Raw genomic sequence first — 26,154 nt, 5'->3', positions numbered from 1 at the left:
ACATCCCGAGCGGATGGGGTGGTGTCTTGAACGGTAAATGCCTGTCTTGAATCGAGGTTTCCCCGGGGTTTCTCAATCCGCAACTAATTGTTTCAAGCCGGCCGCCGCCTGAACCAGCCGGCAAGCGACAAGCGGTCACGCGTCGCAGGCAGCACCTCGTGCAGCATGTCGGCAGACAGGAACAGCACCAGGCGGCTGCCTAGCGGCGCGATATCTTGCGTGCTCTCGCCCTGTGGATGCAGGCGCAAGGCGCCGCCTTGTTCCGGCAGCCAATTGTGATTGAGATAGATGACTACCGACACTGTGCGGCAGTCGTCGTCGCGAAACCGGTCCAGATGGGTCTGATACGAGGCGCCCGGCGGGTAAAACGCAAAATGGCTTTCATACTCGTCCAGCCCCAGGTAAAGCGCGCGGTTGAGTGCGATGCGCAGGTTCTCCATGAGCTGCAGATATTGATCGCATGCAGGCGATTGTCCGGCCTTCAGCCAAAGAATCCGGTCGCCACGGATCTCCGTCCGTAGCGCCTGAGCCGTGCCGCGGCCTACTTTTGCCGGATTCAGTACGCCGTTTGCCGCCAGTGCCCGGCATTCAGCGGCCAGTTCCAGCGTCAGCTGCGCCGACAAAAAAATGTTCTGTTGTGACCAGCCGTGCTCAGTCAGGCCATCAAGCAGGCCATCGGCCAGATGTGATGGCGCCGCCGCGCTGAGGCAGGCGGGGAAAGCCGGGGACTCCGAACGCATTGCTACCACTCTTTGCTGGAAAACCTGCATTAACTGCAAATCGTCAATACGCCAGGAGTGCTGTGTTTAACGATGCCGCCCTGAACAGGTTTGCGCAAGCGAATTGTGGGGCTAACCAACCATAGTAGCACCGCCGCAGCAGGAGCGTTGCGGTGGCGTCAGCCGAAGCTCAGGTCTCGCTCCATTGCCGCATCAGATTGTGATAGCAGCCGATCAAGGTGCGGCGCGCTGCTTCGTCGGCGTTGGTCTGGTTCAGTTTCTGGATGGCGTTATCCATGTCGAACAGCAGGCTGCGCTGGGTGTCGTCGCGCACCAGGCTTTGCACCCAGAAAAAGCAGGCAGTGCGGACGCCGCGCGTGATCGGCGTGACTTGATGCAAGCTGGTTGCCGGATAAATCACCATGTCGCCGGCTGCCAGTTTTACTGCGTGCATGCCATAGCTGTCTTCAATCTGCAGTTCGCCGCCGTCGTACGATGCCGGGTCCGATAAAAACAGCGTGGCAGAGATATCGGTACGCAGCTTGCGGCCGTCATGCGGATGAATCCGCACGCTGCCGTCGACGTGCGCGCCAAACGTCATGCCCTCGCCGTAGCGGTTGAACAGCGGCGGGTACACGGTATTCGGCAGCGCCGCACTGATAAAACGCGGGTGACGCTCCAACGCCGCCAGAATGGTCTGTTGGCATTGCAACGCCACTTCAGAACGTTCGTCGATCTGCTGATTGAACTTGACGGCCGCCCCCTGGTAGCCGGCCGTGACGCGGCCGTCGACCCACGCCGGTCCGGCGTGGTCGAGCAATTGGCGCACGGCGTTTAATTGCTGTGCATCGAGTACTTTGGGAATGGTAATCAGCATGAGCGTTTCTTCATTTAAATACTAGGACTTGCGCAAAATTGTCCCAACAAGGCGTACCGAGCGTAGACAGTACGGTTGTACGGCAAGCCGGTACAACGCAGTTGGGGCGGTTTTGCGCAAGTCCTACATACGATAGATTACATACGGTAGCTCAGCGACAGCATGGCGGTACGTCCGGTGCCGGGCACAGAACGGCCGCCGTCGGACTGGATCAGCGCATCGTAATACATCTTGTTGGTCAGGTTGAACAGGTTCAGGCGGATATCGTACTTCGGTTGCGTGTAGGCCAGCGTCGCATCCCAGCGCGTGTAACCACCGACCTGCACGCTGTTGGCAGGATTGGCGTAGCGCTCGGACATATAAGTGGCGCCGCCGCCGGCTTCCCAATGCGGCGCGACCTTGTAGGTGGACCAGGCCGTCAGCGTATTCTTCGGCGTGTTGACCGGGGTCTTGCCCAGTGTGCCGTCGAGTGCGGAAGACTGGATTACCTTGGCGTCGAGATAGGTATAACCGAGCGCGATCTGCCAATCCTTGGTGATATTTCCGGTAGCGCCGGCGCGTGCGCCGTTGACGCGCACTGTGCCGTCCAGTTCGTAGACACCGGTGGTCACCAGGCTACGCGCGTTTTCCTTCTTGATCTGGAAGATGGCCGAGTTGAGCGACAGCTTGCCGTTGGCCAGATCCCATTTCCCGCCCAGCTCGTAGGAGCGGTTCTTTTCCGGATCGAGACCTTGCTGGCCGGTAGTGCCGGTCAGTTGTTCCAGCGATGGGTTGAACGAAGTGCCGTAGGACAGGTAATAAGACTGCTCGGCGCTCGGTTGCCAGATGCCGCCCAGGCGCACGCTGGTGAAGTTGACGGTTTGCTGAGCATAGGCCAGGGCGGTGTTCTTGGCGGCAGCGGGCGCGTTGGTCGCATTCAGCGAATTGGTGATGCTGGCGATGTATCTGTCGTAGCGCAGGCCGCCGACCAGCTTGAATTCCGGTGTCAGCGTCACGGTGTCGTTGAGGTAGGTGGCGATGGTGTTGGCGGAGCCGCCGGCACGATTGCCGGCCTGGCTGGCGACGCTACTGCCTGCCGAGCTGTAGCCTGGATTGAGCAGCGGCACGCAGTCGACATAGCCGGCTACCGTCGAGGCAGCGTTCAATGCCACGCCGTTGCAACTGCCGTTGCGGTAATAGCCCTGGTTATCGTAGCCGTCATGGCCGAGTTCCAGGCCCAGCAGCAGCTCATGCTTGATGCTGCCGGTGCTGAGTTTGGCCGATAGTTCGGTCTGGTTGAAAATCGAATAGTCGCGGATATCGCGATCATGGCTTTGGCCGCGCACGTACAAGCTGCTCAACGGCAGCGAACTGACGGCCGCAGTCGGCAGGGCGGTAAAGCCTTTGGCGGAAACCGTGCCGATGGTGTTGGGCGCCGTCTCTACCGCGCTGGTGCGGACATAGTTGAATTGCGTCTGGTTGCGCAACACGATGTCCGGCGTGATCTTGTGGTTGATGGTGGCGTTCAGTGCTGCCACATCCTGGTTGGTGTGATCGCTGTTGAGACCGTAGGAAGTATTGCGGTCAACCTGGGCCGGATGGCCGTTGAGCGGCGGCAGGCCGTAATCCGGCATGTCGTGATTGTGTTGCACCAGCGCCGACAAGGTGATTTCGGTCGGGCTGCCGATGCCAAACACATAGGAGCCGGCCAGGCCGAAATCCTGGACATCGGTCTGGTCGCGCGTGCTTGCCTTGCCGTTTTGCGCCATCGCCGACAGGCGCAAGGCCGAAGTATCCGACAAGGGGCGGTTGTAATCTGCGGTGGTGCGCAGCAAGCCGTTGCTGGTGGCCGATGCCGAGACTTCCGTCGAAGCCCGCAGATTGGCTTTCTTGGTCACCTGGTTGATCACACCGCCGGTAGAGCCGCGTCCGAACAGCATCGATGACGGGCCCATTAGCACTTCGACTTGATCGATGGCGAAAGTATCACGATAGTACTGGCCGCGATCGCGGAAACCGTCCAGATAGATGTCGGTGCGCGCGGAAAATCCATTGAGATTGATGTTGTTGCCGATCTGCCCGCCTTCGGCGCCGCCCAGGGTGATGCCGGCGACGTTGCGCAAAGCATCAGCCAGCGAGCTCGCGCCTTGCGACTGCATCAGCGCCTTGTTCACCACCACGACCGATTGCGGCACGTCATGCAGATCGGCCGGCAGTTTTGTGATGGACGTCGCGTTGGCGTTGAAGTCGCCGCGGCTGCCTTCTACCGTCACTTCCTGCAGCACCGCAGGACTGGCATTGGTTTTTGGGCTTGGGGCTTGTTGTGCATGCAAGGGCAGGGGAGCGGCGAACACTGCAACCAGGGCAGCGGCAATCGGATTAAGGCGGTTCATTGTTTTAGTTGTCAAAGGTTGTGCTTCAACGAAGGAGCGAAGAAACAGTTTTTGGCTGGCTAATACAGTGAACCCGTTTTGCTGGCTGATATGGGCGAATTACAAATGAGAGTGATTATGTAAGCGATTCTTATTTGTATTTAAATGGCGACGCAATTATAGACGAGAGTCATCGTTAATTGTTAATTGATAGCGGAGAATTGCAAAAAGTCCCGAATAGCGACAGTTTGCGGCTTCTTTCATGGCTCTCTTTTGGCATAGATCAATCTGCTAATTATTGCTATCGGGTCAAATATCATTTGACCATATCTGTATTTCCCGCAACAAAAAATGAGCGCACAGTACGTCTTTCGTTAATTGGCCCGGCGCGGCTCTCGTCGTTCCCCATTCAATCCAAAGGACATCATGACTATCAGCATCCCTAACATCGGCCTTGGTACTTTCCGTCTGCAGGAGCAAGTCGTGATCGACTCGGTCCGTACTGGCATCGAGCTCGGTTATCGGCATATCGATACCGCGCAAATCTACGGCAACGAAGCCGAAGTCGGGCAAGCGATTGCCGCCAGCGGCGTTGCGCGCGCCGAGTTGTTTATTACCACCAAGATCTGGATCGACAATCTGGCGCACGACAAGCTGATCCCGAGCCTGAAGGAAAGCCTGCGCAAGTTGCAGCTGGAGCAATTGGACCTGACGCTGATTCACTGGCCGTCGCCAAAGGATGCGATCCCGGTCGCAGAATATGTCGCGGCCCTGGCAGAAGCCAAGGCGGCCGGGCTGACCAGGCTGATCGGCGTCTCTAATTTCACCAATGCCCATCTGGCGCAGGCGATAGCTACTGTGGGCGCGGCCGAGATCGCGACCCAGCAAGTCGAGATTCATCCGTTTTTGCAGAACCGCAAAGTGGTGCAGTTTGCGCGCGAACAGGGCATCCATATCACTGCCTATATGCCGCTCGCTTACGGCAAGGTGATGCAGGAGCCAGCGATTGCACGCATCGCCGAGCGGCATCAAGCCAATCCGGCGCAGATCGCCCTGGCATGGGCGCTGCAGCAAGGTTTCGCGGTGATTCCTTCATCGACCAAACGCGCCAATCTGCAAAGCAATCTCAAGCTGCAAGGTATCGTACTGTCGGCAGAAGACATGGCGCAGATCGCCAGCCTGGAGCGCAACGAGCGCCTGGCTAATCCGGAAGGCTTGGCGCCGGTTTGGGATTAATTGATGTCATCAGTTCTTTCCAGGCTGAACGCCGGCCGTTTCAGCGATCGAGGGTTTCATAATTCATGACATCGCCCCGGCAAGAGTCATCTGGGGTCAGAGTCAACTTTCGCAGTGTTTCATCGCGAAACTTGACTCTGACCCCAGTTAGCTGCTTCTGTTAAGCGCACTGAAAAAGCTGGCGTTGAGAAGCAAATTCGACAGCCGGCGCGGCTTAACGCTGTTCCAGCAAGAAGTTGCGCTCCGGCTGTTGCAGTTTTTCGTGTTCGCTTGCGGTTTCATCTTTCAATAACACGCCGGACAATTGCCGCTGATGCGCTTGCGTCAGCAGGTAGTGCAGCTTGTATGCCGCCTCCGCATAGGGCAAGCCGGCGGGCCTGACGTTGGAGATGCAATTGCGGCTTTCATCGGTCAGGCCAAGCCGCGGCGCCCAGGTCAGGTACAAGCCCATGCTGTCCGGCGAACTCAGGCCGGGGCGTTCGCCGATCAGCACCACAACCATTTTTGCGCCCAGCAGCTCGCCCACCTCGTCGCCGATGGCAACCCGGCCCTGGCGCACGATGGCGATTGGCGCCAGAGTCCAGTTTTCCGGCAGCAGTCTTTGTTTGAGGGCGTTCAGGAAAGGCTGGGCATTTTGCTCGATGGCGAGTGCGGACAAGCCGTCGGCGATCACGATGGCGAGATCGTAGCGCCGTTGGTTGCTGCGCTGCCGCTCTTGCAACGCGCTGCGTGACGCTGCATCGAGCCGGCGTCCCAGGTCCGGGCGCTGCAGATAAATATCGCGCGTCTCTGCAGCGCTGGATAGGGTGATGCAGCTGTCGCCGCTATCGCTCAAGCCCTGGCTCAATGTTTGAGTGTCGAGCGCCAGATGCACCGCATCCCGTGCTCTGGCGTGCGCCAGCTGGAATTCCAGCTGCGCCGAGGTGGGCAGGCTGACGCCGCTACGGCCCAGCGCAATGCGAGCGGCGGTGAACTGCCTTAACGCCTGCCAGGGATTGTCAACTACCGTAGGATTCGAATCGCTCATGAATATCTCATATAAATACCTCAAGACAAACGCAACAACGCTTGTTGAAATGCCGGCGGCAGCTCCTCACCCAATTTGACGTAGCTATCCTCGGTAAAGATTTTCATGGTCTTTAACCATGCTTCGAATTCCGGCGCCGGCTTCAAGCCGAGCACGCGGCGTGCATACAGCGCGTCATGGAAAGAAGTCGTCTGGTAATTGAGCATAATGTCGTCCGATCCCGGAATGCCCATGACAAAGGTACAGCCTGCCGTGCCGAGCAGGGTCAGCAAGATGTCCATGTCGTTCTGGTCGGCTTCGGCATGATTGGTGTAGCAGACGTCGCAACCCATGGGCAGGCCGAGCAGCTTGGCGCAGAAATGGTCTTCCAGTCCGGCGCGGATGATTTGCTTGCCGTCGTACAGATACTCGGGACCGATGAAGCCGACCACGGAATTGACCAGCAGCGGCTTGAACTTGCGCGCCACCGCATAGGCGCGCGCTTCGCAGCTTTGCTGATCGACGCCGTGATGGGCGTTGGCCGACAGCGCGCTACCCTGGCCGGTTTCGAAATACATGACGTTATTGCCGACGCTGCCGCGCTGTAGTGATAGCGCCGCCTGATGCGCTTCGGTTAGCAATTTCAGGTTGATGCCAAAACTGCTGTTGGCGGCTTCGGTGCCGGCAATCGATTGAAACACCAGATCCACCGGCGCGCCGCGATTAATCGCTTCGATGGTGTTGGTGACGTGGGTCAGCACACAGGATTGGGTTGGAATCTGATAGCGATCGATGATGTCGTTCAGCATGGCGACGATCTTGATCACCTGCGGCACATTGTCAGTGGCCGGGTTAATGCCGATCACCGCATCGCCGCTGCCGTACAGCAAACCGTCGAGGATGCTGGCGGCGATGCCGCTGGCGTCGTCGGTCGGGTGATTCGGCTGCAAGCGTGTCGAGAGACTGTTTGGCAGGCCGATGGTGTTGCGGAAGCGGGTCACCACCCGGCATTTTTTTGCGACCAGAATCAGGTCTTGCACGCGCATGATTTTGGATACCGCTGCCGCCATCTCCGGCGTGACGCCGGGCGCAACCGCCGCCAGCACCGTCTCGTCAACCTGGTCGCTCAGCAGCCAGTTGCGGAAATCACCCACCGTCAGATGCTTGATTGCGGCAAAGGCGATGACATCATGCTCGTCGATAATCAGACGGCTGATTTCGTCATGTTCGTAAGGCACCAGCAGATGGTTGAGGAAGGTCGTCAGCGGCAGCTCGGCCAGCTGCATCTGGGCCGCCACTCTTTCCTCTGCACTGCCTGCTGCCAGCCCCGCCAGATAGTCGCCGGAGCGGGGCGGGGTAGCCTTGGCCATCAAGTCTTTCAGGTCGCGGAACAAATAGGTTTTTGTGCCGACGATATGGCTGAACTGATGCTTGCTGTTATTCACTGATAGCGTCCTCCATGCAGGTGGGCGGTCTTATGCGACATCATAGGCGCTCTGCGCAATATCGCGGCTGTTTTTTGTCATCAGGAAGACTGCGTAGCCGCAGGCCAGGAAAGCAGAGAAAATACCGAAAATCAGCGGATTGTAATAAATCATGGTGGCCATGCAGACACATGCGCCGACCAGCGCAAACGCCGGGAACCATGGATAGAACGGGGCGCGGAACGGCCGCGCCATGTCGGGCGCGCTGCGGCGCAGGCGGAACAGGCTCAGCATGCTGATGATGTACATGGTGATGGCGCCGAACACCGACATGGTGACGATGTTGGCGGTCAGGGTCTGGCCGCCAAGCGTGATCAACTCATCGCTGTAGATGGCCGCGATACCGATCACACCGCCAGCCAGGATGGCCCGGTGCGGAGTCTTGAAACGCGGATGGATTTTGGCGAAGTAGCCGGGCAGGTAACCATCCCGCGCCAAGGCGAAAATCTGCCGCGAATAACCAAGAATGATGCCGTGGAACGAGGCGATCAAGCCGAACAGGCCAAGCCAGACCAGCATGTGCAGCCAGCTGCTATGTTCGCCGACGATCAGTTTCATCGCTTGCGGCAGCGGGTCGTTGATATTCGCCAGTTTGGTCCAGTCGCCGGCGCCGCCGGCAAACACCATCACGCCGATGGCCAGCAGCACCAGGGTGATGATGCCGGTGATGTAGGCAATCGGAATCGAGCGCTTCGGATCCTTCGCTTCTTCTGCGGCCATCGCGACGCCTTCGATCGCCAGGAAAAACCAGATGGCGAACGGAATCGCGGCAAACATGCCGGGAATCGAGGCCAGGCTGAAATTGTCTTGTCCGGACCAGCCGCCCTTGACGAAATGGGCGATCGAAAATCCCGGCGACACCACGCCCATGAACACCAGTAGTTCGAAAATCGCCAGCAAAGTCACGCACAATTCAAACATGGCGGCAATCTGCACGCCGACGATATTCAGCGCCATGAACACCACATAGGCGCCGACTGCGGCAGTCTTGGGATCGAGTGAGGGGAACTGCACGTTGAGGTAGGCACCGATCGCCAGCGCAATCGCCGGCGGTGCAAACACGAATTCGATCAGGGTGGCGGCGCCGGCAAAGTAGCCGCCCAGCGGCCCGAAGGCTTTCTTGCTGTAGGCGAACGGCCCGCCTGCATGCGGAATGGAAGTGGTCAGTTCGGTGAAGCTGAAGATGAACGCGGTGTACATGGCGGCGATAAACAGCGCGGTCACGGTAAAACCTAGCGTGCCGGCGGAAGCCCAGCCATAACTCCAGCCGAAGTATTCACCCGAAATCACCAGGCCGACGGCGATGCCCCATAGCTGAATTGTACCGAGGGTCTGTTTCAGGGCTGGGCTTGAGCTGGCGCCGGGGCCGGTTTTTGCATTCATGAAGCTTCTCCACGGGGTAGTTTGGATGCACGAAAATTGAAAGAAAAATCTGCTCGTTCTTGGTCTGTTGCGCCACTTTGGGCTGGCGGTAGGCGAAAGCGGTGCATCTCTGCGGCTGTTGCTCTGGCAAAGCGCGAGTACGGATTGATCTCAATGGTTGGAAAAGCAAAATACGTGCCGTTGTGGTGCACAGTCAATCGGCCGTTTGTTTGCCTAGCGATGGCGGCGATCCGGCCAGCAACGCATATTCTTCGTCGCTGAACAGCCGCGAGCGGCTCAGGAAGCGCATGCCGCTGCCGTTGTCGAGCGAAAACATGCCGCCGTTGCCTGCCACCACGTCGATGATCAACTGGGTGTGTTTCCAATATTCGAACTGGTCGGCGCCGATATAAAACGGCGTACCATCCAGATCGCCCAGATAGACATCGGCATCGCCGACCTGGAAATCGCCGATGGCGTAACACATCGGTGAACTGCCATCGCAGCAGCCGCCCGATTGAAAGAACATGAGCGGCCCATGCTTTTGCTTGAGCTGCTGCAAAAATTCCAGTGCTGCGCCGGTGGCGCTGACTCTTGCGGGAATGGCGGTCATTATGCGTGGTCGTTTAGCGGGAAGATAAGGAAGAAACGAAAGCGGCATCCGGCCCCGATGAGCAGGGAGCAGGATGCCGCGTGCTTTAGAAAAAGCCCAGCGCGTTTGGACTGTAGCTGACCAGCAGATTCTTGGTTTGCTGATAGTGATCCAGCATCATCTTGTGGTTTTCTCGGCCTATGCCGGATTGTTTATAACCGCCGAACGCAGCATGCGCCGGATACAGGTGATAGCAGTTGGTCCAGACCCGGCCGGCCTGGATCCCGCGTCCCATGCGGAAGGCGCGCGAGCCATCGCGGGTCCACAAACCTGCGCCCAGGCCGTACAGGGTGTCGTTGGCCAGCGCCAGTGCTTCTTCCTCATCCTTGAAAGTGGTGACGGACAATACCGGGCCAAAGATTTCTTCCTGGAAGATGCGCATCTTGTTATTACCTTCGAAGACTGTCGGCTCGACGTAATAACCGGCGTCGAAATCGCCGCCCAACTGCTTGCGTGCGCCGCCGGTGAGTAATTTGGCGCCTTCCTGCTTGCCGATGTCGATGTAGGACAGGATTTTTTCCAATTGTTCCTGCGAGGCCTGGGCGCCGATCATGGTGGCGCTGTCGAGCGGGTTGCCTTGCTTGATCGCTTTGACGCGTTTCAAGGCGCGTTCCATGAAGCGCTCGTAGATCGATTCCTGGATCAGCGCGCGCGAGGGACAGGTGCAGACTTCACCTTGATTCAAGGCAAACATGGCGAAGCCTTCCAGGCATTTGTCGAAGAACGCATCGTCCTGGTCCATCACATCGGCAAAAAACACGTTGGGCGATTTGCCGCCCAGTTCCAACGTCACCGGAATGATGTTTTGCGACGCGTATTGCATGATCAGGCGGCCGGTGGTGGTCTCGCCGGTGAAGGCGATCTTGGCGATCCGCTTGCTGGACGCCAGCGGCTTGCCAGCCTCCAGGCCGAAGCCGTTGACGATGTTGAGCACGCCGGGCGGCAGCAGGTCTTGCACCAGTTCGATCCAGACCATGATCGAGGCCGGTGTCTGCTCTGCCGGCTTGAGTACCACGCAATTGCCGGCAGCCAATGCCGGCGCTAGTTTCCAGACCGCCATCAGGATCGGGAAATTCCATGGGATGATCTGGCCTACTACGCCCAGCGGTTCGTGGAAGTGATAGGCGTAGGTCTGGTCGTCGATGGTGGCGACCGAGCCTTCCTGGGCCCGGATGCAAGCGGCGAAATAACGGAAATGGTCGATTGCCAGGGGAATGTCGGCCGCTGTGGTTTCACGGATCGGTTTGCCGTTGTCTATGGTTTCGGAAATTGCCAGCAATTCCAGGTTGGCTTCCATCCGATCGGCGATCTTGTTGAGGATGTTGGCGCGTTCGGCTGGCGAGGTCTTGCCCCAGGCCGCTTTGGCGGCGTGGGCGGCGTCCAGCGCCAGTTCGATATCCTCCGCGCTGGAGCGGGCGATTTCACAGAAGGTCTTGCCGATTACCGGACTGACGTTTTCGAAATATTCGCCCTTGACCGGCGCCACGAATTTGCCGCCGATGAAATTGTCGTAACGTTGCTTGAATGGATTGCGGGTGGCTAGTTTGCTGATGTCTGCGAGATTCATGTCGTCCTCTGGCTTGGAGTGATTGAGTGGGGTTCCGCGATGTTCAGCGATGTTCTGCGATACAGCAGCGATACAAACTACATCCGGTATTGCGCAATGAACATGCCAGCTCTGTTTGCAGTGCGGCCGCAATGGCGCGGGAGCCTGTGGAATCAGCGATTGCAGAGGATTGAGCAGCGGGTGATGGCGCCTTGCGCGCTAGTCTGGTACTTTAAAAACACAGAGCAAGTGTTCCGTTTTTGAACAATGATTGAGCACAATTGCTACAAAACGTGCCAGTGGTGTTGCTGTCAATGCAGCATCAGAAAAATGCACTAAGCGCACTTAGCCAAAGATTGGTAAATTAGCGGAGTGGGAGACTGTGAGGAGACTATGGCCAGACCTTGCCATCGCTATAAAAACCGCGAACCTGCAGGCAAGGATCCATTTCAACCGATAGCAATCTTCAGGATGATTTTCATGTCAAACAAAATAGTAACTTTGGCCTTGCAGGGCGGCGGCTCTCACGGCGCGTTTACCTGGGGCGCCCTGGATCGCCTGCTGGAAGACCCCAGGATCGATATAGAGGGCATCAGCGGCGCCAGCGCCGGCGCCATGAATGCGGTGGTGATGAGTTATGGCCTGGCGATCGGCGGCCGTGACGGCGCGCGGCAGGCGCTGGCCGATTTCTGGGATGGCGTCAGCACCAGGGATCTCTACAGTTTCATGCGGCCGGACGCCTTGAGCGAGGCCGGGATTGCTTCGCAGGCAACCTCATCGGCGCTGTTGAAGCACATGTTTTCCGTCACCAGGATGTTTTCACCGTATCAGCTCAATCCGTTTGACCTCAACCCTTTGCGCGATATCTTGAGCAAGCAGATCGATTTTGAACGTTTGCGCGCGGACGGCAAAGTCAAGCTGTTCATCGCCGCCACCCAGGTCAGTACCGGCCGCCTGCGCATCTTCCGCAATGACGACCTGACGCAAGACGCGCTGCTGGCGTCGGCCTGTCTGCCGTCGATGCATCATGCGGTCGAGATCGATGGCGAAGCCTATTGGGATGGCGGCCTGACTGCCAATCCGCCGATTTTCCCGCTGCTGCATTTATGTAACTCGCCTGACATATTGGCGGTGCTGCTGCATCCGTTCCGCCGTCCGCTGCTACCCACCGCCACCGACGAAATCGGGCAGCGCCTGAGCGAAATCAGTTTCAGCTCCACCTTTTTTACCGAACTTGGCGGGCTGGCGCTGGCCAAGCGCGAAACTGAAGCCGATCCCGAGGCGCGTGGAAAAATGCATGAGCGGCTCAAGGAATTGCGCATTCATGTGATCGATTCGGACGCCTTGATGAGCCAGTTGAGCGTCGCCAGCAAATTGAATACCAAAGCATCCTTCATCCTGGCCTTGCGCGACGCTGGACGGACGCGCGCGGAACACTGGCTGACCGAGAAATTTTCCGGCGCCGAACTGGAGTCCAATTTCGATCTCGATCAATTTCTGGCCTAGCCTGAATTAGCCTAAGCTAACCTAAATCATGCAAATGAAATTATCCCGATCGGAATTCATCCCCTTGCGCGGCTTGCGCTATCACATACGGCACTGGGGCCGGGCCGGCGCTCCAAAAATTTTCATGCTGCACGGCTGGATGGATGTCTCGGCCTCGTTTCAATTCGTGGTCGATTGCCTGCAGCACGACTGGCATGTGATTGCGCCGGACTGGCGCGGCTTCGGTTTGACCGAGGGACCGCCGGTGGACAGTTACTGGTTCCCCGATTACCTGGCCGATCTGGACGCCATCTTGCAGCATTATTCGGCCAGCGCACCGGTCAATCTGCTTGGGCACAGTATGGGCGGTTATGCGGTCGGTCTGTACGCCGGCGCCCGGCCGCAGCGGATCAAGGCTTTGATCAACCTGGAAGGTTTCGGCGGCGCGCGGCAGCCGGCCGAACTGGCGCCGGCGCGTTACGCCAAATGGCTGGATCAGTTGGCCGAAGCGGCAGCGTTGCAGAGTTATCCAGACCAGGCTGCGGTAGCTGCACGCTTGCAGAAAACCAATCCGCGTTTAAGCGATCAGCGGGCGGCGTTTCTGGCGCAGCATTGGTCGCGCCAGAATGATTTTGGACGTTGGGAGATCCTGGCCGATCCCGCACATAAAATCATTAACCCGGTATTGCCGAGAGTCGAGGAAATGCTGGACTGCTGGCGCGCCACCACGGCGCCGGTGTTATGTGTCGAGGCCGAGCACACCAATATGTGGCTATGGATGGGCGGCAAGGAAGTGATGCGCAGCGAGATCGAGAACCGTATCGCCCAGTTGCCGCATGCCAGGAGCGCGGTCATTGCAGATGCCGGCCACATGTTGCATCACGACCAGCCGCAGGCCCTGGCGGCATTGATCGAACAGTTTCTGCAAGAGTGTTCCGGATAGATATCGATCGAGCTACTTGACCGCAGTTTCTGCTGCGGCAATCAAACCACGAAGAAACAGCATGATCATCTTGCCGGCAGGGGCGGGATGGACGGCCGTACCCTGCAATCCAAGTCCGTGAGCCAGGGCCATGAAGCCGGCCGCCAGTTGCTCGGGTTCGGCTGGTGGCACCAAGGCCAGATGCGCAAACAGGCGTTCGATAACATGCCCGAGTGCGCTACGGTGGGTTTTCCAGACGGCCTCATATGCTGCGGCGAAAGCGGGGCTGCGGCTGGCGTGCAGCTGTAATTCAATCGAGAGCATGGTCCAGTTGGCGTCTGCATGCAGGGTGTCTGCCCATGCATCCAATGCCGCCAGCACTTCCTCGCCGCTAAGCTCGGCGCTTGCAAACACGGCCGCGAGCTGGGCCGCCTCAGTCTCCATGTGGGCGCGCAGCAGTTCCAGCAGGATGGCGTCTTTGTCAACAAAATTCGAATAGAAGGCACCTTGTGAGTAACCGGCTGCTTCGGCAATCTCACGAATCGACGCTCCCCCAAAACCGTTTTGCACGAACAGTTTGCGTCCTGCCTGAAGCAGTCGTTCGCGCGTCAGCGCCTGGCTTTGTTCTCGGTTCAAGCGGGTTTTTGTGGTTTGCTGATTCATCTCGATGTCAATTAATTTCAAATATCAATTGAATTTTGAATTTCAATTGATATAATTTCGGATATCAATTGATATCTTAAATCCATTCATCTATCGGGAGCAAGCATGCAACTACAAACCGCCTTTGTTACAGGGGCCACCGGGCTGCTTGGCAATAATCTGGTACGTGAACTGGTGCGCCGTGGGATCGCCGTAAAAGCCCTGGTGCGCTCGCCGGAAAAGGCCGCGCGCCAATTCGGCAGTCTGGCGCGGATTGAATTAGCCAGGATTGAACTGATACAGGGCGACATGGAGAACGTCGGAGCGTTCTCTGCGGCTTTGCGCGGCTGCGACGTAGTGTTTCATACCGCCGCCTTCTTTCGCGACAACTACAAGGGCGGCAGCCATTGGCAAACACTCAAGCGGATTAATGTCGACGGCACGGTCGCGCTGATTGAGCATGCGTACCGTGAGGGCGTCCGGCGGTTTGTGCAAACTTCCTCGATCGCAGTACTGGACGGTGTGCCAGGCTTGGCGATCGATGAAACCAGGGAACGCGACCCGGCCGACGCCGATGATTATTACCGGAGCAAGATTCTGGCCGATCATGCGGTGTTGGCCTTCTCTAAAAAATTTCCCGAGATGCATGCCAGCTTTGTCTTGCCCGGATGGATGTGGGGACCAGGCGACATTGGCCCGACTTCGTCCGGACAGGTAGCGCTGGACACCGTTCTGGGAAAATTGCCGGGCCTGGTGCCGGGCAGTTTTTCCGTGGTTGATGCGCGTGATGTCGCATTGGCGCAAATCGCCGCCGCAGAGCGCGGGCGCAGCGGCGAGCGCTATCTGGCCGCCGGCCGCCATATGACGATGCGTGAACTGATTCCCCTGATCGGCCGGATTGCCGGAGTCGCCACACCCAAGCGCATGCTGCCTTTGCCGCTTTTGTTTGCACTGGCCGGCTTGCAGGAAATCTACGCCCGCATCAGCGGCAAGCCGATCTTGCTCAGTATCGCTACGGTGCGGCTGATGGTCAAAGAGGCAGACCGCACGCGCTTCAATCATGCCAAGAGTGAACGTGAGTTAGGCTTGAAATTCAGGCCGGTCGACGACACGGTGAGTGATGTCATTGCCTGGTATCGGGAGCACCAATGGCTGCCGGTTCAGTTAGATGCAAGCTGAATTAGTTCTGGATGCTTTCTGGTTTTGCCAGCGGTTTTCCTCAAAAGCATCGATGATTTTGATCATGTTGTCCATGCGACTCTGCTCCTGCAGAGTCGTCCGGCGATTCCACAGGAAGTCGAATTCGACCACGGTCAAGTGATACTCAATTTCACCTAACTCGCTTATTTGGCGTATTTCGTCCATGGCGTTTACCTCCATTTCTTTGTCAGTGCGCTGCCGAGGTATCGGCAATGCGGGTTGGCTTGGGTGCAAACCACACCGCCGTCGCTGCCAGCAAGAATGAAAACGCGGCCAGCATGAAAATATGATTGGTCGACAACATGATGCTTTGCGACTGCAAGCTTTGCTCGATGCTGACGCGCGCCTGTTCGGCGCTCAGGCCGGATTGCGTCAACGCATTGCTGGCGTCGCCGCTCTTGTCGACCAGGCCGGCCAGCTCCGCGTGATAATAAATCGCCTTGTTTTCCCAGCCGGTGTTGACCAGTGAAGTAGCGATGGCGCCGGACATGGTGCGGCAAAAGCTCATCAGACCGGCCGCCGAAGCCGTCTCGGAAAAGTTGACGCTGCTCAGCGCCAGTCCGGTCAATGGCACGAAGAACAGCGGCAAGCCGATCCCTTGCAGCAGCAACGGCCAGCCGATCTGGAAAGTAGTCATGTCGGTGCTGTTGAAACTGCGCAGCAAGGTTACCGAGCCCAGCCACAATACGCCGAGGCACACCAGTTTGCGCGGATCGACCTTGGTCGACAATTTGGCGACGAAAGGTGCAGTGATGACCGCCAGGATGCCGCTCAAGGCAGTGGTCTGGCCCGAGTGGGTGGCGGTATATCCCATGTAGCTTTGCAACCACAGCGGCGTCAGCACGGTAGCGCCGAAGAAGGCGCCGAACGCCAGGCAGATGGTCACCACGCTGGCCGAATAACCGCGATGCCGGAATACCCGCAGATCGACTATCGGATTGCGCTCGGTCAGTTCCCAGATCAGGAAGGCGATAAAGCCGATGATGGCGATCAGCGCCAGCGCGACGATTTCAGGCGAGGCGAACCAATCTTTTTCCTTGCCTTGATCCAGCATCAGTTGCAAGGCCGCGACCCAGATGATCATCAGCCCCAGCCCAACCGTATCGATAGGCACTTTCACCAGCGGCGACTCATAGCGCTTGAACATTTTCCAGCCGAGATAACCGCATAGCAGCGCCACCGGTACATTGATGTAGAAGATGTAGGGCCAGCTATATTGATCGCACAGCACGCCACCCAAAATCGGGCCGGCAATCGGCGCGATCAGGGTTGTCATCGCCCACAAGCCGACTGCGGTCGGCGCCTTTTCTTTGGGAAAGACGCGCAGCAGCAAAGTCTGCGACAGCGGAATCAGCGGGCCGCCGGCCAGTCCCTGCAATACGCGGAAGGCGATCAACAGGCCGAGCGAATTGGCCAGCCCGCACAAGGCTGAAAAAACCCCGAACATGATCATCGAGGTGATGAACACCCGCACTGCACCGAAACGATTGGCGAGCCAGCCGGTCAGCGGCACCGTGATCGCTTCCGCCACCGCGTAGGAGGTGATGACGTAGGTGCCCTGGCTGGAGGAGGCGCCGAGCGCGCCCGAGATGGTCGATACCGAGACATTGGCGATGGTGGTGTCGAGCACGGCAATGAAGTTGGCAGCGGCCAGCAACAGGCCGGCGCCGATCAACTGAGCACCTGCCAAAGGCTTGATCGACAGCTCTGAAGAAGTGGATGACATGATCTGCTTTCTTGTTGTTCTTTTACATGGGCGAGGCCGCTGCGGCCTTGCCGCCACGGGTATCGATCGACACTTCCATCGACAAGCCGACGCTCAGCGGCCGTGCGATCAACTCCTTGCGATCTATCGAAATCCGCACCGGCAGACGCTGCACCACCTTGATCCAGTTGCCGGTGGCGTTTTGCGCAGGGATCACCGCGAACGCCGAACCGGTACCGCCGGACAAGCCGACCACGGTGCCGTGGTATTCAACCGAACCGCCGTAAATATCGGCGCTCATGGTGACCGGCTGCCCCAGTTGCACCTGGGTCAGCTGGCCTTCCTTGAAATTGGCGTCGACGTGCAGCGATTGCGTCGGCACCACCGACAGCAAGGCAGTGCCGGCCTGCACCCGTTGCCCAATCTGCACCTGGCGCCGGGCTATCACGCCGTCGACCGGCGCCCGCAACACGGTGCGCTCCAGATCGAGCCTGGCCTGGTCGCGCCTGGCGCGCGCCAGTGCGACTTCAGGATTGGTGGCGACCGTGGTGTTGGCGGTCAGCACCGTACTGGCTTGTTGCGCGCCGATGGTTGCGTTGCGGTTGCTCTTGGCTTGTATCGCTCCGGCTTCGGCTACTTTCATATTGGCTTGCGCCGTCAACAGCGTACTGCGGGCATTGCTCACTTCTTCACCGGAGACTGAGCCTGATTTGGCCAGCGCTTCGCGCCGATGCAGATCGAGTCCGGCCCGTTGCAGATCCGCTTGCGCCGACAAAACCTGCGCTGCGGCGCGATTCTGCTCTGCTTCACGCGCCAATACCTGGGCCGCCAGTCCGGCATCGTTGGCGAAGTAGCTTTGCACCCGGCGCTGGGCGCGATCGAGGTCGGCCTCAGCCTGCAACAACGCCAGCTTGGCGTCGCTGCTGTCGATCACTACCAGCACATCGCCCTGTTTCACGTACTGGGTGTCGACCACCTTGACGTCGGCTACGATGCCGTTGACAGCCGGTGTGATCGAGGCAATTTCGGCAGCGGTATACGCGTTATCGGTGCTGACATAACGCGAGCCGATGAAATGCCAGTAAGTGCCGTAGGCGAGGGCGGCAAGCAGGATGGCGCCGCCCAACAGGGTGAACAGTTTCTTGCGCTTTTGGCTGGCGGCGGCCTGTGCCGCTTGTGCCGCCTGTTCGGTTTGTTCGGCGCTTGCGACGGCTGCAAGTTCTTGCGCGGCTTGAGAATCGGAATGTGACATGTTGTGCTTACCTATGATGTTTGATCAAATTGCAGCTTGCCGGTAGCCGCCGCCTAGCGCCCGCACCAGTTCCACATCCAGCGAGAACATGCGTGAGCGTAGCGTCGACAGGTCGCGCTGGTTGGTGAGGAAGGTGTCTTGTGCGTTGAGCACGTCGAGGTAGGTGGCCAGCCCGCCCTGGTAGCGGTTTTGGGCGATCTGGAAGGCGGCTTCGGCAGCGTCGACCGCTTCCTGCACTTTTGCCAGGCGCCCCGATAGCGCTTTTTCACTGACGGCGACATCGGCCACATCTTGTAGCGCCTGCGTCACGGCGCCGTCGTAGTTGGCGACGGCTTCGTCGTAGCTGCCGCTGGCTTGGCGATATTGACCGCGCAGGCGGCCGCCTTCAAAGATCGGCAACGATATAGCCGGGCCGATGCTGCCGATATCGGAGCCGGCTTTGGTCAGCATGCCGAGGCCGAGCGATTGCAAGCCCAGATAGGCGCTCAGGTTGACGTTGGGATAGAACTGCGCCCTGGCCACCTTGATTTGTTTGGCGGCGGCTTCGGCGCGCAGGCGTGCAGCAACTACGTCGGGCCGGCGGCCCAGCAGATTGACCGGCAATTGCGACGGCAATGCAAATGGCTTGGAGAGATCGAGAACCGGGCGCTGCAATCGCAAGCCGCGATCCGGGCCGGCGCCGATCAGGGCTGCGATCTTGTTGCGTTGGCGGTCGATGGATTCGTCCAGGCTCAGCAGATCGGCCTCGGCGCTGGCCTTGCGCGCCAGCACTTGCTTGACGCTGCCTAGCATCTCAAGGCCGTTGATGCGGCGCTGCTCAAACAAGTCCAGAGTCTGGATCCGCACTTGCAGCGCCTCCTGCGCGGTATCGTGCTGGCTCAGCAGACGCTCGAATTCGGCATAGGCGGCGGCAATCGACGTCGCCAGCGTGATTCTGGCCTGCGCGGCGTCGGCCTTGGCGGCTTGCAGATCGGAAGTGGCGGCAGCCAGCGCGGCGCGGTTCTTGCCCCAGAAATCGATTTCATAACTGAGGTTCAGGGTTGCCTTGCCTTCGTAGTTGTAGTTCTGCGGCACGAACTCTGCCGGCACGCCGTTGTTGTAGCTTTGCTTCATGTAGTCAACCGACGCATTCGCGCTGACTTGCGGCAGCAGGGCGGCGCCTTGCTGTTGCGCCAGGCCTTCGGCTTTCAGCAAGCGCGCCTGGGCAGCAGCCAACGACGGCGCGCCTTTCAAGCCTTCGGCGATCAGGGTGTTCAATTGCGGATCGCCGTACACCGTCCACCAATTGTCATCGGGCCAGCTGACGGCATTGCCGGCCAGCAGTTGCCCGGTTTGATAGCTGCTGATGTCCTTAGGCTCGGCGCGGGCGCCGATTTCAGAGAACTGGGCGCAGCCGCTGACGCTGATACTGAGGGCCAGCACACACATGCTGGCGATGCCGCGCAGGCCGACGGCGGCATAAGGTGAGAGGTAGGTGGATGACATAGACGGTATCCGATGAGGTTGTTATAATTAAACTGTACGGTATAGTATAGTATTGACTTTTCAGCGTCGTCAAGTAAAACTGTCGTACTTAAGAAAGCAGGTTTTTTTTACAACAGTGGCACGGCAAGTTGCCGCCGACACCATTGGCAGGCGTGGACAAGGATCAATTTAATGCGCAAGAAAAGTGACGAACGACGACAGGCGATCCTCGATATCGCCGCACAGATATTTAATGAAGTAGGAGTCGAGCAGGCCACGATGTCGGAAATCTCGACGCGCATGGGTGGCTCGAAGGCAACGCTGTATAACTATTTTTCATCGAAAGAAGAGATCTTTGTCGAGGTCATGCTGCAGCATGCCGGGCAGCAGTTTGATTTGGTTTTCGGCAGCCTGCTTGAGTCAGACGATTTACCTGCAATCTTGCAGCGGTTTGGGATGCTGTATTTGCAGACCGTATTTCAACCCGAGATAATTGCCACCCGGCGTCTCGTGGTTTATCACGCCGAGCGCGCCAAGCTTGGGCAGACAATGTATGAGCGCGGGCCGAAAAGAGGCTGGACCATGGTTGCCGAATTCCTCACAACCGCGATGGCAAGAAAACAATTGCGCCAGGGCGATGCCTGGCTCGCCGCATTGCAATTGCGCGGGCTGCTTGAAGCTGAGTGGATGGAAGTCAGGATGTTGGGAGTCGTCGCCAATGTGACTGCACCCAAGCTGCGCCACTCGGTAGAGCGCGCAACCGATGCATTCATGCGGATCTACGCCGTATGAGAAAGTCGCCGGCCTGGCGATATTTTGCCGGCGAGGAAAATGTGCGTTTGCAGCATGAGCGCCGCAAGGAGCGTACAATCTGCGGATGACAGTTGCTCTCCCTGCACGGACTAATGATGTTGAACGTTGATCTCCATTGCCATTCCAATGTTTCCGACGGCACTTTGGCGCCGCGGGAAGTGGCTGCACGCGCCAAGGCGAATGGCGTCGATATCTGGGCCCTGACCGATCACGACGAAATCAGCGGCGTCAGCGAAGCACGGGCAGCAGCAGTAGCGCTCGGACTGCCTTATGTGGCTGGCGTCGAAATCTCGATTACCTGGGCCGCGCACACCATCCATATCGTTGGTTTGCAAATCGATGAAACCAATCCTGAGCTGGTGCAAGGGCTGGCCGCCACCCGTGGCGGCCGCGAACGGCGCGCCCATGAAATGGCGGCGCAACTGGCCGCAGCGGGGATTCCCGACGCCTTCCAGGGCGCCTTGAAACATGTCGGCAATCCCGATCTGATATCGCGCACCCATTTTGCCCGTTACCTGGTGGAAATCGGCCGTTGCGCCGATACCAGCGAAGTGTTCCGCAATTTCCTGACCGAGGGCAATCCCGGTTATGTACCGCATCGCTGGGCTTCGCTGGAGCAGGCGCTGCGCTGGATCCGTGGCGCCGGCGGGGTCGCGGTGGTGGCGCATCCAGGGCGTTACAAACTGAGCGATCTGGCGTTCGACGCTTTTTTCAGTGAGTTCAAGCAACTGGGCGGCGCCGCGATCGAAGTCATCACCGGCAGCCATACGCCAGACCAATATGCCTATTACGCCAAGGTTGCCACCGATTATGGTTTCCTGGCGTCACGCGGTTCCGATTTCCACAGCCCAAGCGAATCGCGGGTCGATCTCGGCGCCTTGCCGCCGTTGCCTGACAGCCTCACACCGGTCTGGCATAACTGGTAATTCCGTAGCGCCAGCGGCAATACAATAGCTTCGCTGCTGCGCCGCAGCATAGTTACCGCCTTTGCATGTCTATGATTCTGTACTACCCTGAATTAGAGTCTGTTGCAGAATTTATTGCGCAGGGTCTCGCCGCATCTGTAGCGGCGGTGTGGTTGTTGCTTTTCAGGAGGTCATCATGGAACTTCACATGCACTCGCATCACTTGGAGAAACGCTTGCCAGACTGGCCAGCGGCAGCCGTCTCCGGGTTTGCCGCCGGTGCGGTTGTGATGGTGCTGGAATTGCTTTGGTCAACTCTGTTCATGGATACCAGCCCCTGGATCACGTCGCGCATGGTCGCCGCCATCGTCCTCGGACCGGATACGATGCAATCGAGCACCTTCAGCGTCGGCGTGGTTGCCGTGGCCCTTGCCACCCACTATGTGCTGGGTATCGTGCTGGGCCTGATTCTGGCCAGCATCATCGCTCCTTTCCACTTTGACTCCAGCGTTGGCATGATATTGCTGACCGGCGCTGTGTTCGGCCTGGCCGTCTACCTGTTCAATTTCTACGGCATGGCCCGCTACTTCTCATGGTTCAACGACATGCGCGGCTGGGCAACCGTGGTTGCTCATTTGATTTTCGGTATGTCGGCAGCGATCATTTATTGGAAGCTGGAACGACCGTCGGAGCACTAGCGGCGTACGCTAACTAGCAATAGCTGGCGGCGGATCAAGGCTGCGCCCTTGATCCGCCGACATGCCATGCGGGATGGCTGGCGTCATCGATGCGCTGCCGTTTGAAACAAGTTCTGGATTTCATCGCATCTCAATCACTGCTGCGGGCACAGCTTGCAGGGGAGAGGCTAGCTATGGCCATGGCTGTTGCGCTAGTGTTGATCGTTGCCGCTTCGCTGCTGTTTCATTTTGTCAGCCCGTGGTGGGCAACGCCGCTGGCGTCCAACTGGCGGCAAATGGACGATACGCTGACTATTACGCTGGTCGTCACTGGCATCTTCTTCGTTACCATCAATCTCTTCATTGTCTACACCTTGCTGCGTTTTCGTCATCGCGAGGGACGGCGTGCAGCCTATCAGCCCGACAACAAGAAGCTTGAACACTGGCTGATCATTGCGACCAGCGTCGCCATCATGGGCTTGCTGGCGCCGGGCCTGTTTGTGTATGCGGCCTATGTCACGGTGCCGGCGAATGCGCTGGATGTGGAAGTGGTCGGCCAGCAATGGCAATGGCGTTTTCGCTATCCGGGCGCCGGCGGCAAGCTGGGTCGCTCCAGCGTCGATCTGATCAGCGCCGCCAATCCGTTCGGACTGGATCCTGCCGATCCGGCAGGGCAAGACAATGTCTTGATCAATAACAACGAACTCCATCTGCAGATCAACCAGCCGGTACGGATGCTGTTGCGTGCGCAGGATGTGCTGCATGATTTCTATGTGCCGCCGTTTCGCGCCCGCATGAATATGGTGCCTGGCATGGTGACTTCGTTCTGGTTCACGCCGAACAAGCTCGGCCGCTATGAAGTCTTGTGTGCGCAACTGTGCGGCGTCGGTCATTCTGGCATGCGCGGTTATGTGGTGGTGGAAGACGCCGCCAGTTTTCAAAAGTGGCTGAAGGCGCAGCCGACGTTTGCCCAGACCATGGCGCCGCCGACACCGGTAGCCGCCAATCCTGCGGCGCTTGGCGGCGCTGCTACGGCAATTGCCGGCGACGCCCTGGTGGCGCAGGGCAAGGCGCTGGCTGAGGCTAAAGCCTGTGTCGCCTGTCATACGGTGGACGGCAGCCCGCGCGTCGGTCCGACCTGGAAGGGTTTGTTCGGTAAAACCGAAACCATGGAAAACGGTAGTACCGCACTGGTGGATGAAGCGTATCTGAAGAATTTCATCCGCAATCCGCAGGCGCTGGTGGTCAAGGGTTTTGCGCCGATGATGCCGAAGATCGAGATGAGCGATGCGGAACTGGAGGCGTTGGTGGCATATATTAAATCGTATGGCGTCAAATCGAAGGGTGCGCCGGCGGCAAGTCAACAGGCGCAACAATCCACACCGTCCCGCTAATCGAGGAAAGCTATGGCCCACACCGACGACAGCGTTTATAGTGCACAGCACGATCACCAAGACCACGCACCGCAAAGCTTCTTTCTGAAATACGTCTGGAGCCAGGATCACAAAGTGATTGCGGTCCAGTATGCCAGCGTCGCCATCCTGGCCGGGCTGGTGGGGGTAGGGCTGTCGAATCTGATGCGTCTGCAACTGGGTTTCCCTGGGAAATTCGCCTTTATCGATGCGCCGCATTATTACCAGTTCATGACCATGCACGGCATGATCATGGTGATCTATCTGCTCACTGCGCTGTTCCTCGGCGGCTTCGGCAACTATCTGATTCCGCTCATGGTAGGTGCGCGCGACATGGTTTTCCCCTATCTGAACATGTTGAGTTTCTGGGTTTACCTGGTCTCGGTAATCGTCCTGATGGCAAGTTTTTTCGTGCCGGGCGGGCCCACCGGGGCCGGCTGGACTTTATACCCGCCGCAGGCGATCCTGCCGGGCACGCCGGGTTATGAGTGGGGCATCATCCTGATGCTGGTGTCGCTGCTGATTTTTATCGTCGCCGCCACCATGGGCGGTTTGAATTACGTCACTACTGTGCTGCAAGCCCGTACCGAGGGTATGACCTTGCTGCGCATGCCGCTCACCGTGTGGGGGATTTTCGTTGCGACCATCCTGGCGCTGATGGCCTTTCCTGCGCTGTTCGTGAGCGGCGTCATGATGCTGCTGGATCGCACGCTAGGCACCAGCTTCTTCATGCCGGCGCTGGTGTCGATGGGGCAGATCACTGGCTACAAGGGCGGCAGTCCCTTGCTGTTCCAGCACTTGTTCTGGTTTTTCGGCCATCCGGAGGTGTACATCGTGGCTTTGCCGGCGTTCGGCATTGTGTCGGATCTGATCAGCGTGCATGCGCGTAAAAGCATCTTCGGCTATCGCACCATGGTCTGGGCGATCGTGGCGATAGGGGTGTTGAGCGTGGTGGTGTGGGCGCATCATATGTTCGTCAGCGGCATGAATCCGTATTTCGGTTTCTTCTTCGCTACCACCACCTTGGTGATTGCCGTGCCTACCGCGGTCAAGGTCTATAACTGGGTACTGACATTGTGGAATGGCGATATTCATTTGTCGGTGCCGATGCTGTTCGCGCTGGCGTTCGTCAGCACCTTTCTGATCGGCGGCCTGACCGGACTGTTTCTGGGCAATGTCAGCGTCGATATTCCTTTGTCCAATACCTATTTCGTGGTGGCGCATTTTCACATGGTGATGGGGGTAGCGCCGTTGCTGGTGGTGTTTGGCGGCATCTATCACTGGTATCCGAAGGTAAGCGGCCGCATGCTTAACGAAGGGCTGGGAAAAATTCATTTCTGGGCCACCTTCCTCGGCACTTATGCCATATTTTTTCCCATGCACTATCTCGGCATTCTCGGCATGCCGCGCCGCTATTACGCCTTCGACGGCTATAAATTCATCCCGGATTCGGCGCAATCGCTGAACGCCTTCATCAGCGTGGTGGCGTTAATCGTGGCGACGGCGCAACTATTGTTCATCTTTAATCTGATCTGGAGCGTTTTCCGCGGCAAACCGGCGCTGCCGAATCCGTGGCGCGCTGCCTCGCTGGAATGGCAGACACCGGCAACCCCGCCCGCCCACGGTAATTGGGGCGAGCTGCTGCCGGTGGTTTATCGCGGCGCTTATACCTACAGCGTGCCGGGTGCGCCAGAGGATTTCATTGCGCAGAACGTGCCGCCGGTGGCCGGCGACGCCGAGTCGCGCGTGGCAAAGGAGACATACGCATGAGCCTGCATCAGAGCGCCAGCCAGGCCGCCATTTTGAAACCGCCTGCCGCCGGTTATGTGCGGTACGGGTATGGCGCCGAAGGCACGCCTTCAGATCAGCACGATGCCGCTGTCAGCGTCGCCTTATGGGTATTCATCGGTGTCGCAACATCGCTATTCTCGCTTTTCCTCGCTGCCTATTCGATGCGGATGGACGCCCGCGACTGGTCGCCGCTGGCGATGCCGTGGCAGCTCTGGCTGAGCAGCGCGTTACTGGTGCTCGCCAGCGTGCTGTTGCAGCTCGCCGCCACCGCGGCCGGCACCCTCTATCTGCAACGTGCCCGCACTCTGCTGAGCGCTGCCGGTGTTTGCAGCATCGCTTTCCTGTGCGTGCAATTGTGGGGATGGCAAGCCTTGCAAGCGATCCATGTAACCGCCCGCGGCAATCCGGCCGGCAGTTTCTTTTACCTGCTGACGGCCATGCACGGCCTGCACGTGGCGGGCGGACTGGTCGGCTGGGGTATCACCGCAGCCGGCGCCTGGCGCCAGGATGCCAGCCGCCTGGCCTGGCGCATCCGTTTGTGCGCGCGCTACTGGCATTTCCTGCTGGCGCTCTGGCTGTTGTTGTTTGCGGCGCTGGGCTGGCTGACGCCGGAACTGGTGCGTTTGGTTTGCGGTACGCGTTGAACGCAGGTAA

General features: G+C 58.6%; 23 protein-coding genes. 10 read left to right on the top strand and 13 right to left on the bottom strand.

Translation table 11 applies throughout. The annotated features are described in order from the left end of the window. Positions 1–92 precede the first annotated feature (92 nt). The 3 genes from VNZ60_RS08690 to VNZ60_RS08680 all read right to left on the bottom strand — a co-directional run bounded on the left by VNZ60_RS08690 (position 93) and on the right by VNZ60_RS08680 (position 3,968). A complete protein-coding gene (locus VNZ60_RS08690; RefSeq protein ID WP_325658140.1) occupies positions 93–740 on the bottom strand; it encodes a 2OG-Fe(II) oxygenase in 648 nt (215 codons plus the stop codon). Between the two features lie 169 nt (positions 741–909). Continuing rightward, positions 910–1,596, bottom strand: a complete 687-nt coding sequence (locus tag VNZ60_RS08685) for a Fe2+-dependent dioxygenase (RefSeq protein WP_325658138.1) — start codon at positions 1,594–1,596, stop codon at positions 910–912. Between the two features lie 137 nt (positions 1,597–1,733). Beyond that, positions 1,734–3,968, bottom strand: coding sequence for a TonB-dependent receptor (locus VNZ60_RS08680; protein ID WP_325658351.1), 2,235 nt, complete (start codon positions 3,966–3,968; stop codon positions 1,734–1,736). Positions 3,969–4,373: 405 nt separating this feature from the next. Here VNZ60_RS08680 and dkgB point away from each other — a divergent pair, with 405 nt between their 5' ends. Then, a complete protein-coding gene (dkgB, locus tag VNZ60_RS08675) occupies positions 4,374–5,183 on the top strand; it encodes a 2,5-didehydrogluconate reductase DkgB (protein WP_325658136.1) in 810 nt (269 codons plus the stop codon). 214 nt (positions 5,184–5,397) lie between these two features. On the opposite strand, the gene eutC is transcribed toward dkgB, so the two are convergent. From eutC to adh, 5 genes are all read right to left on the bottom strand, one after another. After that, positions 5,398–6,210, bottom strand: coding sequence for an ethanolamine ammonia-lyase subunit EutC (eutC, locus tag VNZ60_RS08670; protein WP_325658134.1), 813 nt, complete (start codon positions 6,208–6,210; stop codon positions 5,398–5,400). Between the two features lie 20 nt (positions 6,211–6,230). Beyond that, positions 6,231–7,634, bottom strand: coding sequence for an ethanolamine ammonia-lyase subunit EutB (locus VNZ60_RS08665; RefSeq protein ID WP_325658132.1), 1,404 nt, complete (start codon positions 7,632–7,634; stop codon positions 6,231–6,233). Between the two features lie 30 nt (positions 7,635–7,664). Further along, positions 7,665–9,056 (bottom strand): ethanolamine permease, encoded by a 1,392-nt coding sequence (gene eat / locus VNZ60_RS08660; protein ID WP_325658130.1) that lies wholly within the window; start codon positions 9,054–9,056, stop codon positions 7,665–7,667. A gap of 193 nt (positions 9,057–9,249) precedes the next feature. Beyond that, entirely contained in the window at positions 9,250–9,648 is a 399-nt protein-coding gene (locus VNZ60_RS08655) for a DUF779 domain-containing protein (protein WP_325658129.1), read from the bottom strand. Between the two features lie 85 nt (positions 9,649–9,733). Further along, positions 9,734–11,254 carry an aldehyde dehydrogenase gene (adh, locus tag VNZ60_RS08650; protein ID WP_325658127.1) on the bottom strand — a complete coding sequence of 507 codons (1,521 nt, stop codon included), beginning with the start codon at positions 11,252–11,254 and terminating at the stop codon, positions 9,734–9,736. A 459-nt stretch (positions 11,255–11,713) separates the two neighbouring features. Between adh and VNZ60_RS08645 the strand changes: the two genes are divergently transcribed. Continuing rightward, positions 11,714–12,739, top strand: coding sequence for a patatin-like phospholipase family protein (locus VNZ60_RS08645; protein WP_325658125.1), 1,026 nt, complete (start codon positions 11,714–11,716; stop codon positions 12,737–12,739). Positions 12,740–12,773: 34 nt separating this feature from the next. Then, complete coding sequence (locus tag VNZ60_RS08640) at positions 12,774–13,661, top strand: alpha/beta fold hydrolase (RefSeq protein ID WP_325658123.1); 888 nt, start codon at positions 12,774–12,776, stop codon at positions 13,659–13,661. 12 nt (positions 13,662–13,673) lie between these two features. Here the strand turns inward: VNZ60_RS08640 and VNZ60_RS08635 are convergent, their stop codons facing one another. Then, positions 13,674–14,303 carry a TetR/AcrR family transcriptional regulator gene (locus VNZ60_RS08635; RefSeq protein WP_325658121.1) on the bottom strand — a complete coding sequence of 210 codons (630 nt, stop codon included), beginning with the start codon at positions 14,301–14,303 and terminating at the stop codon, positions 13,674–13,676. A gap of 105 nt (positions 14,304–14,408) precedes the next feature. Here VNZ60_RS08635 and VNZ60_RS08630 point away from each other — a divergent pair, with 105 nt between their 5' ends. Further along, on the top strand, positions 14,409–15,461 hold the full coding sequence (locus VNZ60_RS08630; RefSeq protein WP_325658119.1) for an SDR family oxidoreductase: 1,053 nt from the start codon (positions 14,409–14,411) through the stop codon (positions 15,459–15,461). Here VNZ60_RS08630 and VNZ60_RS08625 read toward each other — a convergent pair. Genes VNZ60_RS08625 through VNZ60_RS08610 form a run of 4 tightly spaced genes read right to left on the bottom strand, consistent with a single transcriptional unit; the run spans position 15,447 to position 19,924 of the window. Continuing rightward, complete coding sequence (locus VNZ60_RS08625; RefSeq protein ID WP_325658117.1) at positions 15,447–15,647, bottom strand: hypothetical protein; 201 nt, start codon at positions 15,645–15,647, stop codon at positions 15,447–15,449. The two genes, VNZ60_RS08630 and VNZ60_RS08625, sit on opposite strands and share 15 nt — an antisense overlap. A gap of 22 nt (positions 15,648–15,669) precedes the next feature. Continuing rightward, positions 15,670–17,208 carry a DHA2 family efflux MFS transporter permease subunit gene (locus VNZ60_RS08620; RefSeq protein ID WP_325658115.1) on the bottom strand — a complete coding sequence of 513 codons (1,539 nt, stop codon included), beginning with the start codon at positions 17,206–17,208 and terminating at the stop codon, positions 15,670–15,672. A gap of 22 nt (positions 17,209–17,230) precedes the next feature. Then, positions 17,231–18,439, bottom strand: coding sequence for an HlyD family secretion protein (locus VNZ60_RS08615; protein WP_325658113.1), 1,209 nt, complete (start codon positions 18,437–18,439; stop codon positions 17,231–17,233). A gap of 24 nt (positions 18,440–18,463) precedes the next feature. Then, positions 18,464–19,924, bottom strand: a complete 1,461-nt coding sequence (locus VNZ60_RS08610) for an efflux transporter outer membrane subunit (RefSeq protein WP_325658111.1) — start codon at positions 19,922–19,924, stop codon at positions 18,464–18,466. A 171-nt stretch (positions 19,925–20,095) separates the two neighbouring features. Here VNZ60_RS08610 and VNZ60_RS08605 point away from each other — a divergent pair, with 171 nt between their 5' ends. The 6 genes from VNZ60_RS08605 to VNZ60_RS08580 all read left to right on the top strand — a co-directional run bounded on the left by VNZ60_RS08605 (position 20,096) and on the right by VNZ60_RS08580 (position 26,144). Then, on the top strand, positions 20,096–20,695 hold the full coding sequence (locus tag VNZ60_RS08605; RefSeq protein ID WP_325658109.1) for a TetR/AcrR family transcriptional regulator: 600 nt from the start codon (positions 20,096–20,098) through the stop codon (positions 20,693–20,695). 116 nt (positions 20,696–20,811) lie between these two features. Continuing rightward, a complete protein-coding gene (locus VNZ60_RS08600; RefSeq protein WP_325658349.1) occupies positions 20,812–21,642 on the top strand; it encodes a 3',5'-nucleoside bisphosphate phosphatase in 831 nt (276 codons plus the stop codon). Between the two features lie 175 nt (positions 21,643–21,817). Then, positions 21,818–22,318, top strand: a complete 501-nt coding sequence (locus tag VNZ60_RS08595) for a hypothetical protein (RefSeq protein ID WP_325658107.1) — start codon at positions 21,818–21,820, stop codon at positions 22,316–22,318. 173 nt (positions 22,319–22,491) lie between these two features. Next, positions 22,492–23,691, top strand: coding sequence for a cytochrome c oxidase subunit II (locus VNZ60_RS08590; RefSeq protein WP_325658105.1), 1,200 nt, complete (start codon positions 22,492–22,494; stop codon positions 23,689–23,691). 12 nt (positions 23,692–23,703) lie between these two features. Then, positions 23,704–25,479: a cytochrome c oxidase subunit I gene (locus VNZ60_RS08585; RefSeq protein ID WP_325658103.1), complete on the top strand. Its 1,776-nt coding sequence runs from the start codon at positions 23,704–23,706 to the stop codon at positions 25,477–25,479. Then, positions 25,476–26,144 (top strand): cytochrome c oxidase subunit 3 family protein, encoded by a 669-nt coding sequence (locus VNZ60_RS08580; protein WP_325658101.1) that lies wholly within the window; start codon positions 25,476–25,478, stop codon positions 26,142–26,144. The genes VNZ60_RS08585 and VNZ60_RS08580 overlap by 4 nt, the downstream gene beginning before the upstream one ends. Positions 26,145–26,154 lie beyond the last annotated feature (10 nt).

The organism is Collimonas sp., assembly GCF_035566375.1.
Taxonomy (GTDB): Bacteria; Pseudomonadota; Gammaproteobacteria; order Burkholderiales; family Burkholderiaceae_D; genus Collimonas.
Note: the sequence above shows the minus strand (reverse complement) of the source record. Positions and strands in the feature narration are given on the sequence as shown.